Origin of the sequence: Rhodococcoides kyotonense (assembly GCF_900188125.1) — a bacterium.
In the GTDB taxonomy this organism is placed as follows: Bacteria; Actinomycetota; Actinomycetes; order Mycobacteriales; family Mycobacteriaceae; genus Rhodococcoides; species Rhodococcoides kyotonense.
The window spans coordinates 38,592-50,580 of record NZ_FZOW01000030.1 but is presented as its reverse complement, the minus strand read 5'-3'; the positions used below and the strand labels follow the sequence as shown (position 1 = coordinate 50,580).

Below are 11,989 nucleotides of genomic sequence, written 5' to 3'. Positions count from 1 at the left end.
CGGACGAGTTCGAACAGGTCTACTACAGTCAAGAATCGACCCTCCACCCGGAGATGTCGCAAGCATAGGAGCGGCAGAAAACCCGGGGCGGTTCAATCATCCCTTCACGTGCAGTCGGTGCCGCAGTCGCAAGGTCGAGAACCGTATCGGCCGTCGACGTCATGGGGAAGTCGGTGTCGACGCGCGAATGACGAATTGCCCGAGATCGATGCACCACCACACCCGGATGAATCAGTTCATGCATCGTCGCAGTAGGTCGTGGGGTGGTCCGACGGATCGTAGGTTCCTGGTTCACCGCCGACCTGCCGTACGGCACGGTGATATGGACAGGTTCGGGTTCCATGGTCGGCCGCATCATCCCCCACTGTTGCGCGGCGGTGTCGTGGCTGAGAATGGCCGAACCACCGCCGTAGAGAAGCGCCGCGTTGAGCGTCATCGGCCTGGTCAAAGGCCCATTGGTGACGGAGACAACCTCGTACAGCACCTGAAGCCATTGGCCCGTCTCGATGCGATGAAAGCAGTCGCGTCGCGAGTAGCCGTACTTGCGTAGTTGATCGGCACCAACGAGGCCGAGTTGGTCGTCGAGGAGCCTTTGCCAGTCGTTCATGCCGGGCATGATGGCACCGGGGTCCGACTGAAACGAGTGCGCCTTCGGCACCCGTGAGTGCATAGTTACAACAGGGGCAAACTTTGCGCGCACAGGCGGCGCAGCCGCACTAATGCCCTTCGAACGACGGCGCCCTCTTCTCGCTGAAGGCCCGTGGCCCCTCTTTGGCGTCCTGGCTCTTGAACACCGCGACACCGAGTTCGGCGTCGATCTGGAACGCCTTCTCCTCGTGCATGCCCTCGGTATCGCGGATGGTGCGCAGGATTGCCTGCACGGCAAGGGGTCCGTTGGCTGCGACGAGTTCGGCCAATTCCAGTGCCTTAGTCAACGCTTGACCGTCGGGCACGACGTGTCCGATCAGCCCGATCTGCAGTGCCTCGTGCGCGCGAATGTTCCTGCCCGTCAACAGGATATCGGCGGCGACGGTGTACGGAATCTGTCTGACCAGCCTGACGGCGGATCCGCCGAGCGGGAACAGGCCCCATCGTGCTTCGGACACACCGAATTTCGCACTCTCACCGGCGACGCGAATGTCGGTGCCCTGCAGGATCTCGGTGCCTCCCGCGATGGCAGGACCTTCGACGGCGGCGATCAACGGTTTGGTCAGCCTGCGTCCTTTCAGCAATGCCTCGATCTTCGACAGGTCCCACCCGCCACCGCTGAAACTGTCGCCGGGGTGCGTAGACGTCATCGCCTTCAGGTCGGCGCCGGCGCAGAACGCACCACCAGCACCGGTCAAGATCGCGACGCGGATGTCCGGGTCCGAGTCGACGCGATCCCACGCGTCGCGCATGATCGCCATCATCTCGCCCGACAGTGCATTGCGCGCTTCGGGGCGGTTCATCGTGACGATCAGAACGTGTCCGCGTTTTTCCACGAGAGCATGCGCGGCCTCGGTAGGTGACGCTGTAGAAGTCATCGAAATCCCCGATCGTCGGCTATTGCCAGAAACAGTAACACGTTCTATTTTCAATGCGTGGCCCTCAATATCGCAGACCTCGTGGAGCATGCAATCGACCTGGTTCCCGACCGGGTCGCACTGGTGTGTGGAGATCGTGAGATCACCTACGCGCAGATGGAAGACCGCACCAACAGATTGGCACACTACCTGCGAGAACAGGGGGTGGAGCCGGGCGACAAGGTCGGCGTGTACAGCCGCAACGGAATCGAGGCGATCGAGGCGATGATCGCGGTCTTCAAGATTCGTGCCGTCGTCGTCAACGTGAACTATCGGTACATCGAGAACGAGTTGCAGTACATCTTCCAGAATTCGGACATGGTGGCCCTGATCCACGAGGCCAGATACAGCGACAAGGTGGCCGCGGTTCAGCCGACGTGCCCGTTGCTCGGGACGACCGTCGTCATCGGCGGCGACGGCGATCAAGTGACGTACGAGAACGCGCTCGAGCAGTCGTCACCGGAGCGCGACTTCGGCGAGCGCAGCCCCGACGACATCTACATGCTCTACACCGGCGGCACCACCGGAAGTCCCAAAGGCGTGATGTGGCGCCAGGAAGACGTCTGGCGGGTGCTCGGCGGTGGCATCAATTTCATGACGGGCGACTACCTAGACGACGAGTGGGATCTCGCGAAGATGGGTGCCGCGAACCCCGCAATGACGCGGATGCCGATCCCGCCGATGATCCACGGCGGCGCCCAGTGGGCCACCTTCCAGAGCCTGTTCGGCGGCGGAAAGACCGTGCTGCACCCCGATTTCGACGGTCATGCCATCTGGGAGCTCGTCGACAAGCACGGCATCAATCTGATCTTCATCACCGGCGACGCGATGGCACGGCCGATGCTCGACGCCCTCGTCGAGGGCAAGCCCGACGGCACGCCGTACGACTTGTCGACGCTGTATCTCATGGCCAGCAGCGCTGCACTCTTCTCGCCCAGCATCAAGGAGAAGTTCCTCGAACTGTTGCCGAACAGGATGATCACCGATTCGATCGGCTCGTCGGAGACCGGTTTCGGTGGGCTCAGCGTCGTCGCGAAGGGAACCGAGCACACCGGTGGGCCGCGCGTGAAGATCGACGCGTCGACGACGGTGCTCGGTGACGACGGCCATCCCGTCGAACCGGGGTCGGGCAAGACGGGATTGCTTGCGCGACATGGTCATATCCCGCTCGGCTATTACAAGGACGAGAAGAAGACCGCCGCGACGTTCAAGGAAATTCACGGCGTTCGGTACTCGATCCCCGGCGATTATGCGCAGGTCGAGTCCGACGGCAGTGTCACGATGTTGGGACGCGGATCGGTGTCGATCAACACCGGCGGCGAGAAGGTGTTTCCCGAGGAAGTCGAGGGTGCGCTGAAGTCGCACCCGGAGGTGTTCGACGCCATCGTCGTGGGCGTTCCCGACGACCGGCTCGGCCATACCGTCGCAGCGGTCGTTCAGGCGCGCAGTGAGAATCGGCCCACGCTCGCCGAACTCGACGCGGTCGCACGCACAGTCATTGCCGGATACAAGGTTCCGCGTGCCGTGTGGTTCGTCGACGAGATCAAGCGTTCTCCTGCAGGGAAACCGGATTACCGGTGGGCGTCGAGCCAGACCGAGACGCGCCCGGCCGACGAGACGAACTCGTTGTCCACTGCAACGCGAGGCAGCTGAATGCATACCGATCTCTGCGAGAAATTCGGAATCGACTATCCTATATACGGTTTCACGCCGTCGGAGCATGTCGCCGCGGCGATCAGCCGGGCCGGTGGTCTCGGTGTCCTGGGCTGTGTGCGCTTCAACGACGCGGACGAACTCGACGCCGTGTTGACCTGGATGGACGACAACACGGACGGCAAACCGTACGGCGTCGACATCGTCATGCCCGCGAAGATCCCCACCGAGGGGGCAGCGGTCGATCTGGATCGATTGATCCCGCCGGAGCATCGGGCATTCGTCGACCGCACTCTCGACAGTCTCGGTGTACCTCCGCTCGGCGAGGACAAGGCGCGCAACACCGGTGTGCTCGGTTGGCTGCACTCGGTCGCACGGTCGCACGTCGACGTCGCGTTGCATCATCGAATCGCGTTGATCGCCAACGCATTGGGGTCGCCGCCGAACGACGTCATCGCCCAGGCTCACGAACACGGCGTGCCGGTTGCGGCGTTGGCGGGCAAGGCCGAGCATGCGCGTCGTCACGTGGAGAACGGCGTCGACATCGTCATCGCTCAGGGGTATGAAGCAGGGGGTCATACCGGTGAAATCGGGTCGATGGTGCTGCTTCCCGAGATCGTCGACGCGCTGGACGGCTCCGCGGCCGTGCTCGCGGCCGGCGGTATCGGGAGCGGACAGCAGGTGGCGGCGGCGCTCGCGCTCGGCGCGCAGGGCGTGTGGATGGGCTCGGCCTGGCTGACCACCGCGGAGTACCGCCTCGGTGCCCGGAAGGAAGGCAAACCGTCGGCGATGCAGGAGGCCCTGCTGGCGGCGACGTCGAGCGATACGGTGCGTACGCGGATCTATTCGGGCAAACCCGCCCGGCTGCTCAAGACCGCGTGGACCGACGCGTGGAATGCGCCGGATGCACCCGATCCACTGCCGATGCCGCTGCAGAACATCCTGGTCAGCGAGGCCCATCAGCGGATCGACAGTGCCGCGAATCCGCAGGTGGTGGCGATGCCCGTCGGCCAGATCGTGGGTCGGATGAACGAGATCAAGCCGGTGGCCGACGTCGTCGCCGAGCTGGTCACCGGATTCGACGAGGCCGTGGGCAGGCTCGACAAGCTGCGTTGAACAGCAGGGTCAGCTGGCCCGCTGGGTCGCGGATTCGATTGTCACGACACCCTCGGCGCTCACCGGAAGCATGCGCGACGCGACGGGCCGGAACAGGTACCGCACCGAGTATCGATTCTTGCGCGGATCGAACGGGCGGTAGACGGCGAACACGAGAATGTGCCACCACCAGTGCAGGCGCAGCGCTTTGTGCTTCGCCTTCGTCATCTGGTCGTGGTACTCGAATGTCCTTGTACCGCAATCGATGTATTCGTGGAACTGGGAAGGCGGCGTCAACGCACGCCGTGGGGATGCGTCGACGTTCATGTCCGACAGCTGAGCGAGCTCCACTCCGGCAGCACCGAGGCACAGCGCCAGGTCGAGATCCTCGTGCAGTGCCGGGTCGGTACTCACCTGATGTTCGACGCGGTGCCACGCGACCTTTCGGATGGCCATGTTGGCGCCGTGCAGGTTGTGCACCTGACGACCACCGCCGACGGTGCCTTTCTTCAGGTGACGGCCGAACCACCATGCCTTGAGCCCACGAACGGGGGAGTCGTACGGAAGGTTGAGGCCGGTGACACCGCCGACGTGTGCGCCTTCGGTGGACAGAAAGCGCAGGACGGCACGTGCCCAGCCTGCGGTGACGCGGGTGTCGGCGTCGACGCGTCCGAGTACGTCCCCGCTGGCGACGCGGAATCCGGCGTTGCGTGCATGTGCGACGCCCGGCTTGGTCTCGAAGATCAAGGTGATCTTCGGTTCGGTGCGCATGAAGGCCTTGACGACCTCGACGGTGCGGTCGGTCGAGTTGTTGTCGACGACGACGATCTCGTGGATATCGTCGCCCTGCGCGACGAGCGCTTCGAGACAGAAGCCGATGTACGACTCTTCGTTGTGGGCCGGGACGATGACGGACAGGGTCTCAGCGGGGGTCACAGACGAAGGCACCGCCTCATGGTAGAGGATGTCGGCGTCTGGACGCGAGACGAAAGTTGTTGTAAGCCAAACGAACTAACGAAACCGAAGGTTATTCGCGCCGAAACCGGGCCTCGGTACGTTTATCCGGGCCTGGCAGACCGATCGGTACGTCCTGGGCGACGCGAAACGTCGTCGGGCCTGTTGTGCCTGGTATGGCGCCATCCGGCCACTAGGCTGGGTGTCACCGAAAAGTTCGACGTGAATGGAGAGAACAGTGGCTTCCGAGATCGCAGTGGGCGACCTGGTCCAGGCCAGTGGGCACGCAGGCCCATGGAAGGTGCTGGAGATCCGGCAGGGCCTCGCTCTGCTCGAGCACCACGACGGACATCGACTGTCCGTCCGTACGACGACGTTGTCCGTCGTACGTAAGGCATCGCCCGCGCAACAGGCTGCTCCGTCGGCGGCCGAGCCCGAGTCTCCGACGCTGTTCGACTGATCTCACCGAAGGGGCGCGTCCCCGACTCCGCGCCCCTGCTCGATTACGGCGAAAGATGGATCAGAGTCCGCCGAGCAGCAGGTGAAGCGTGTCTCCGACGATCGTGATCAGGCCGGCTACGAGTCCCATGTGATTCCTCCATCGTTGCGATTCACCTTGCGGCGCTGCTCTTTTGAGCTGCAACGAACGTATGGGTGCGATGTTGCACGCTCGTTAACCGCGAGTAATAGCCGACCGGAATGCCCGAAACATTACTTTCGCTTATGAATGAGTGTCGATTCAACGGGTAACTCGATGGCGTAGCGGCGGTACGGTGCTCCCGGTTCCGGTGACCACCACACCGGATCGTCGGTGTCACGCCCCTGACGTCGTAGTTCGCGCGCGAGAACCTTGTGGCTGGCTGTGCGGGGTAGGTCGGTGCACACCCGAACCCACCGCGGCCATGTCCGCAGTGCGAGGTCCGACTGGGCCGTGAGGAACGCGTCGAACTCGTCCATGATGTCTTCCGGTGCGACGATGGCTGCCATGGCGTCGTCGCCCGGCCCGTCTGTGGGGACGCCATAGACGGATGCGGCGCGAATTCCTGGATGGCGCAGCAGTATTCGCTCGATCGGTGCTGTGCCGACGTTCTCGCCCCTGATTCTCATCCACCCGCTGGAACGGCCCGCGAAGTACACGAACCCGTTCGAATCGACATAGGCCAGGTCGCCGCTGAAGTACATGCCGCCGCGTATCCGATCGGCGTCGGCCTCGGCATTGCGGTAGTAGCCGTAGAACATCCCGGGTCCTACGGTATTGACCAGTTCGCCGACAACGCCGGTGGCACAAGCTCTTCCATCGGAATCCAGAACCTCGACACCATCGGGAATCGGGCCGAGCGCATCGGGCGGCGTGTCGGGAGTGCGAGCGATGGAGATGCCGCCCTCCGACGAACCGAACCCGTCGACGACGAGCACTCCGAACCGCTGCGCGAATTCGATTGCGGCACTGGGGGTCGCCTCGTTGCCGTACACGACGCGCAGTGGATTGTCCGAGTCGTCGGCGTGCGGCGGTGTCGCGAGAACGTACGACAGCGGAGTGCCCACGTAGTTGGCGTACGTTGCGCCGAACTTCCGAATGTCGGGTAGAAAGCCGGACGCGGAGAACGTCTGTCGCAGTGCAAGACTGGCGCCGGCAGCCAGTGCGACGGCCCAGCCCGCCATGATCGCGTTCGAATGGAACAGCGGCATGGACACGTAGACCGTGTCGCCGCGGCCGAGGTCGAACCTGTCGGCCAACATCGAACCAGGTATCGCGATCTTGCTCTGTGTGCAGCGCACCGCTTTCGGATCACCGCCGGTCCCGGACGTGAACACGAGGGCCATGAGGTCGTCGGCTCCCGGCGCATCGGGAACCGTCGAGGGCGCACGCCTCACACAGTCCCTCCACGCTGCGGATCCGACGTCCACGACCGTGATGTCCGACGCGTCGTCGACGAGATGCCGGTGCGACGCGTCTGTGAGAATCAGTTGACAATCGGTCCGCCGGGCGTCGTCCAGGACGGCAGGCCGCGGTCGCGTCGAATTGAGGCACACCAGAACGATCGGGCCGAGCGCAGCCGCGCCGAGGAGGAACGAGAACTCGGGAACGTTGTCGAGCAGCACACCGACGTGCGGCGGGCCGTCGTCGAGCATGCTCTCCAGACAGTGGGCCCACTGCGCCGACGTCGTCACGTGTGTCGCCCACGGAATTCGCCTGTCCTCGAACAGCAATGCCGTGTCCGTGTCGTCGCGACGGGCCAGGAGCAGCTCGGCGACGGTGTTCATCAGGCGGGTTCGGCAGCCAACGCGGCACCGAGGCGTCGGAGTTGTGTGGTTGCGGCACCACCGTGGAATTCGGCGTGCTTGGCGGCGAGGAAATAGCGATGCACCGGATGGTCGCGGTCCAGGCCGACGCCTCCGTGTACATGCACGAGCGTGTGCGCGACGCGATGGCCTGCCTCCGCGGCCCAGAACTTCGCGACGGCAACGTCGTCGTCGGCATCGTGACCGGCGGACAACGCCCACGCGGCCTTCCACATCGTCAGGCGGGCGCCCTTGACGTCGATGTACGCATCGGCCAACCGCTGTGCGACGGCTTGGAAACTGCCGATGGGTTTGCCGAATTGTTCTCGCTCACGGGCGTATTCGGCTGTGACCGTCAGCGACGCCTCGAGGACACCCACCTGATACGCGCAGGTCAGTAGCGTCTCGTGTAGATGGATCCACTGCGGTGCGTCGGGATCTGCGATGCGCCGGCTCGAATCGACCGACACCGAGGACAATTCGAGCAGTCCGAGGCTCCGATTGTCGACGCCGTGCTGTGGGGTCACCGTGACACCCGGATCGGACGGGCGGACGAGAACGACGCCGTCCGTCGTCGTCACCAGAAAGCCATCGGCGACAGGGGCGCTGTCGACGCAGGTCTTCGTGCCGGTCACTCGCCACCCTGGGTCACTGCGTTCTGCTCGCGTGAGTGGGTCGCCGTGTTCGTCGTCGAGCGCGACCGCGACGATCGACCTGCCGAGGACGACAGGCGCAGCCCACTCCGCTTGTTGCGCAGGGGTTCCGAATCGTGCGATCGCGGACGCCGCTGTCCACCCTGCGACGTACGGCACCGCCGCGAGACCGCGTCCCAGTTCGACGGCGATCGATGCGGCCTCGAGGATTCCGTATCCGTCGCCGCCCACCGATTCCGGAGTTGCCGCAGCGAGGATCCCGGAGGTCGCCAAGGTGTGCAAGAGTGCTCGGTCGATGTCACCGGGTTGCGAATCGAGCTGTCGCTGAACATCGTTCGTGCTGAATCGGCTGACGATGTCGTGCGTGAGGGCGGCGACGTCGCGCTGTGCTTCGGTCGTCGTGAAGTCCATGAATTCTCCTTTTGCCTCAACGAGCAGACGCGGGCAGGCCGAGGGCCGTCATGGCGATGATGTCGCGTTGCACCTCGTTGGTGCCGCCACCGAACGTCAGGATCAGCGACGAGCGATGCAGGCGTTCGAGACGTCCGCTGAGGTGCGCGCCAGGGGAGCCCTGTCGCAGCGTCGCCGACGGGCCGAGGATCTCCATCATCGTGCGGTAGGCCTCGGTCGCGAGTTCGGTGCCGTACACCTTGTTCGCCGACGCGTCGGCCGGGCTCGGTGCGCTGCTGTGCGACGACGCGATCTCCCAGTTCAGCAGCTCGAGATACGACACCTTCGCATGCACCCTGGCCAGCGCGATCTGCACCCACTCCTGATCGACGACGCGTGTGCCGTCGGCCCGCTTGGTGTTCTGAGCCCACTCGCGGACCTCGCGGAGCGAGGCAACCAAGGGTCCGGCCGAGGTCAGCGCGACGCGTTCGTGGTTGAGCTGATTGGTGACGAGCGACCAGCCCCGATTCTCCTCGCCGACGAGCGCGGTTCTCGGGACGCGGACGTCCTGGTAGTAGGTTGCGCTCGTGTCGGGGCCTGCCATCGTGTGGACGGGTGTCCAGGAGAAACCGTCGGCGTCGGTGGGGACGATGATCATGCTGATGCCGCGGTGTTTTCTCGCCTCGGGGTCGGTGCGGCACGCGAGCCACACGTAGTCGGCGTACTGGATCAGCGACGTCCACATCTTCTGGCCGTTGATCACGTAGTCGTCGCCGTCGTGCACAGCCGTCGTACGAAGGGACGCGAGGTCGGTGCCCGCTTCCGGTTCGGAATAGCCGATCGAGAAGTGGAGTGTTCCGGCGGCGATGCGCGGCAGGAAGTAGGCCTTCTGCTCGTCGGTGCCGAAGGCCATGATCGTCGGCGCGACGCTGTTGATCGTCAGGAACGGCACGGGTGCGCCAGCGATGGCGGCCTCGTCGGTGAAGATCAGCTGCTCCATCGCCGATCGGGCCTGCCCGCCGAATTCCTCGGGCCAGCCCAATGCGAGCCAGCCGTCGCGACCCATCTGTTCGACGACGTCGCGGTAGACGGTGCCCTCGCCGTACTCGCCCGACGTCGAGCTGAGTGCCTCGCGTCGTTCGGGAGTGATGAGCGTCCGGAAATACGCGCGCAGTTCTTCGCGGAGTGCGATCTGGTCCTCCGTGTACGTGATGTGCATCGGCGCCTTTCGTCTGCGGGCACGATCAGGGCTCTCGAATCATTGCACACGAAGTGGAACAGGTTCTAGTATTGCGCCTACGGCGCCCGTGCGTGCGTAGTTGGTCCAGAGGCAAACTTTCCGCGCACGGGTGGCGCAGCCGCATCGAGGAGGAAGCAATGGTGGAGGTGGACGTCGATCTGTGCGAGGCGAACGGAGTGTGCGTCGGGCTGGTCCCGGACGTGTTCGACCTGAGCGACGACGACGAGCTGTCCATATCCGACGCCGCTGATCGCCCCGAGCATCGCAGCATGATCGAGGTCGCGATCGCGTCGTGTCCGCGCGCGGCGCTCAGATGGTCGGACTGACGGTCCTTGCGTTCGATCGAGAACACGTTCTAGATTGTCCCTCGTGAGCGACGAACTTGTTCGACTGGACGGCCGGGTAGCTCTCGTCACCGGCGCCGCGGCGGGACTGGGGCAGGCCGAGGCCGTCGGATTGGCACGATCGGGCGCCGATATCGTGCTCGGCGACGTCTCGTCCGCCGACGAGACCATCGACCTGGTGACGCAGTTGGGCGCGAAGGCCGTGTTCGTCGGGGGCGACATCGGTGAACGCTCCACAGCCGATGCGATGTTCGCCGCCGCGCTGGAGAAATTCGGTCGCGTCGACATCGTCGTCAACAATGCCGGTATCGTCCGAGATCGCATGCTGTTCAACATGTCCGACGACGACTGGGATGCCGTCGTCCATGTGCATCTCCGTGGTCATTTTCTGATGACGCGCAATGCCGGCGCCCACTGGCGTGCAGAATCGAAGCGCGCCGGTGAGCCGGTGTACGGCCGCATCGTCAACACGTCGTCCGAGGCGGGTCTGCTCGGACCCGAGGGGCAGGCGAATTATGCTGCGGCAAAAGCGGGAATCACTGCACTGACACTGTCCGCATCGCGTGCGCTGTCCCGATATGGCGTGCGCGCCAACGCGATTTGTCCGCGCGCTCGGACCGCGATGACCGACGCTGTGTTCGGAGACGCGCCCGACGGCGACGTCGATCCGCTTGCGCCCGAACATGTCGCGACGCTCGTGCGTTACCTCGCCTCACCCGCCGCGGACGCCGTGAACGGTCAGGTGTTCGTCGTCTACGGCCCGATGGTGGCGCTCATGGCTGCTCCCGTCGTCGAACAGCGTTTCGACGCGGCGGCGACCGCATGGACGCCCGACGGGCTCGGTGCGCAGCTCGGGGCCTACTTCTCCGGCCGCGATCCGAGTCGCACGTTCTCTGCAGCCGATGCGCTGCAGTTGGATTCGCCGCAGGTCACGGCCACGTAGCGGCTTTTCTCGTTTCCACCCCGCCGACAGGCGAAGCGTACGAAGATGAACGTGTTCTAGTTTTCTGAGCCTGGGTCACGAACTACCCGAGGAGGGTTGATGAACGACCTTCTCGTCGTCCCCCTTCGCGCGGTCGGTGCGTTCTTCGACATGTCCTGGTACACGCTGCGTGCGGTGTTCTCTCGGCCGTTCCAACGTCGCGAGTTCGTCGATCAGGCGTGGTTCGTCGCGCGGGTGTCCATGGTCCCCACTGTCCTTGTCGCCGTGCCGTTCACCGTTCTCGTCAGCTTCACGATCAACATCCTTCTGCGCGAGATCGGCGCCGCGGACCTCAGCGGTGCGGGCGCTGCACTCGGTGCCGTCACGCAGGTCGGTCCCATCGTCACAGTCCTGATCGTCGCGGGTGCAGGCGCGACCGCCATCTGCGCCGACCTCGCCGCGAGAACCATCCGCGAAGAGATCGACGCGATGCGCGTGCTCGGAATCAATCCGATTCACCGGCTCGTCGTGCCACGAGTACTTGCGTCCACCGTCATCGCGTTGCTCCTCAACGGCCTGGTGTGCACCATCGGCATCCTCGGCGGATTCGTGTTCTCGGTCTATCTGCAAGGCGTCAACCCCGGGTCGTTCGTCAACGGCATCACGCTGCTGACGGGCTTCGGCGAACTCATCGTCTCGCAGGTCAAGGCCGGTCTGTTCGGCATGATCGCCGGCCTCGTGGCCTGCTTCCTCGGCCTGAACGTCAAGGGCGGCGCCAAGAGCGTCGGCGACGCCGTGAATCAGACCGTCGTCTTCGCGTTCATGGCGCTGTTCGTGGTCAACGTCGTCGTCACGGCGGTCGGCATCAAGCTGACGGCCGGATGAGGAGG

12 protein-coding genes are annotated in these 11,989 nt (G+C 64.4%); 6 read left to right on the top strand and 6 right to left on the bottom strand.

Features of this window, described 5'->3' with window-relative positions; translation table 11 throughout:
• Positions 1-28: 28 nt before the first annotated feature.
• Together CHB96_RS28055 and CHB96_RS28050 are read right to left on the bottom strand one after the other, a co-directional pair.
• Entirely contained in the window at positions 29-607 is a 579-nt protein-coding gene (locus CHB96_RS28055; RefSeq protein WP_141136593.1) for a hypothetical protein, read from the bottom strand.
• 109 nt (positions 608-716) lie between these two features.
• The gene (locus CHB96_RS28050) at positions 717-1,526 is read right to left on the bottom strand and encodes a crotonase/enoyl-CoA hydratase family protein (protein ID WP_089252547.1); all 810 of its coding nucleotides are present in this window, start codon (positions 1,524-1,526) and stop codon (positions 717-719) included.
• Positions 1,527-1,583: 57 nt separating this feature from the next.
• Between CHB96_RS28050 and CHB96_RS28045 the strand changes: the two genes are divergently transcribed.
• Together CHB96_RS28045 and CHB96_RS28040 are read left to right on the top strand one after the other, a co-directional pair.
• On the top strand, positions 1,584-3,218 hold the full coding sequence (locus CHB96_RS28045; RefSeq protein ID WP_089252545.1) for an acyl-CoA synthetase: 1,635 nt from the start codon (positions 1,584-1,586) through the stop codon (positions 3,216-3,218).
• Entirely contained in the window at positions 3,219-4,334 is a 1,116-nt protein-coding gene (locus tag CHB96_RS28040; RefSeq protein ID WP_089252543.1) for an NAD(P)H-dependent flavin oxidoreductase, read from the top strand. It abuts the gene before it with no gap.
• 9 nt (positions 4,335-4,343) lie between these two features.
• Here the strand turns inward: CHB96_RS28040 and CHB96_RS28035 are convergent, their stop codons facing one another.
• The gene (locus CHB96_RS28035) at positions 4,344-5,261 is read right to left on the bottom strand and encodes a glycosyltransferase family 2 protein (RefSeq protein WP_245866274.1); all 918 of its coding nucleotides are present in this window, start codon (positions 5,259-5,261) and stop codon (positions 4,344-4,346) included.
• Between the two features lie 232 nt (positions 5,262-5,493).
• Here CHB96_RS28035 and CHB96_RS28030 point away from each other — a divergent pair, with 232 nt between their 5' ends.
• Positions 5,494-5,727, top strand: a complete 234-nt coding sequence (locus CHB96_RS28030) for a hypothetical protein (RefSeq protein WP_176444545.1) — start codon at positions 5,494-5,496, stop codon at positions 5,725-5,727.
• A 251-nt stretch (positions 5,728-5,978) separates the two neighbouring features.
• On the opposite strand, the gene CHB96_RS28025 is transcribed toward CHB96_RS28030, so the two are convergent.
• From CHB96_RS28025 to CHB96_RS28015, 3 genes are read right to left on the bottom strand one after another with little or no spacing between them, the layout of a single operon-like run.
• Positions 5,979-7,532: an AMP-binding protein gene (locus CHB96_RS28025; protein WP_089252537.1), complete on the bottom strand. Its 1,554-nt coding sequence runs from the start codon at positions 7,530-7,532 to the stop codon at positions 5,979-5,981.
• On the bottom strand, positions 7,532-8,614 hold the full coding sequence (locus tag CHB96_RS28020) for an acyl-CoA dehydrogenase family protein (protein ID WP_089252535.1): 1,083 nt from the start codon (positions 8,612-8,614) through the stop codon (positions 7,532-7,534). Before CHB96_RS28020 ends, CHB96_RS28025 begins: the two co-directional genes overlap by 1 nt.
• A gap of 16 nt (positions 8,615-8,630) precedes the next feature.
• Positions 8,631-9,812, bottom strand: coding sequence for an acyl-CoA dehydrogenase family protein (locus CHB96_RS28015; protein ID WP_089252533.1), 1,182 nt, complete (start codon positions 9,810-9,812; stop codon positions 8,631-8,633).
• A gap of 158 nt (positions 9,813-9,970) precedes the next feature.
• On the opposite strand from CHB96_RS28015, the gene CHB96_RS28010 reads away from it, so the two are divergent.
• The 3 genes from CHB96_RS28010 to CHB96_RS28000 all read left to right on the top strand — a co-directional run bounded on the left by CHB96_RS28010 (position 9,971) and on the right by CHB96_RS28000 (position 11,984).
• A complete protein-coding gene (locus CHB96_RS28010) occupies positions 9,971-10,159 on the top strand; it encodes a ferredoxin (protein WP_089252531.1) in 189 nt (62 codons plus the stop codon).
• A gap of 34 nt (positions 10,160-10,193) precedes the next feature.
• Positions 10,194-11,120 (top strand): 3-oxoacyl-ACP reductase, encoded by a 927-nt coding sequence (locus CHB96_RS28005; protein ID WP_089252529.1) that lies wholly within the window; start codon positions 10,194-10,196, stop codon positions 11,118-11,120.
• 99 nt (positions 11,121-11,219) lie between these two features.
• Positions 11,220-11,984, top strand: a complete 765-nt coding sequence (locus tag CHB96_RS28000) for an MlaE family ABC transporter permease (protein ID WP_089252527.1) — start codon at positions 11,220-11,222, stop codon at positions 11,982-11,984.
• The last annotated feature ends 5 nt before the right edge of the window (positions 11,985-11,989 follow it).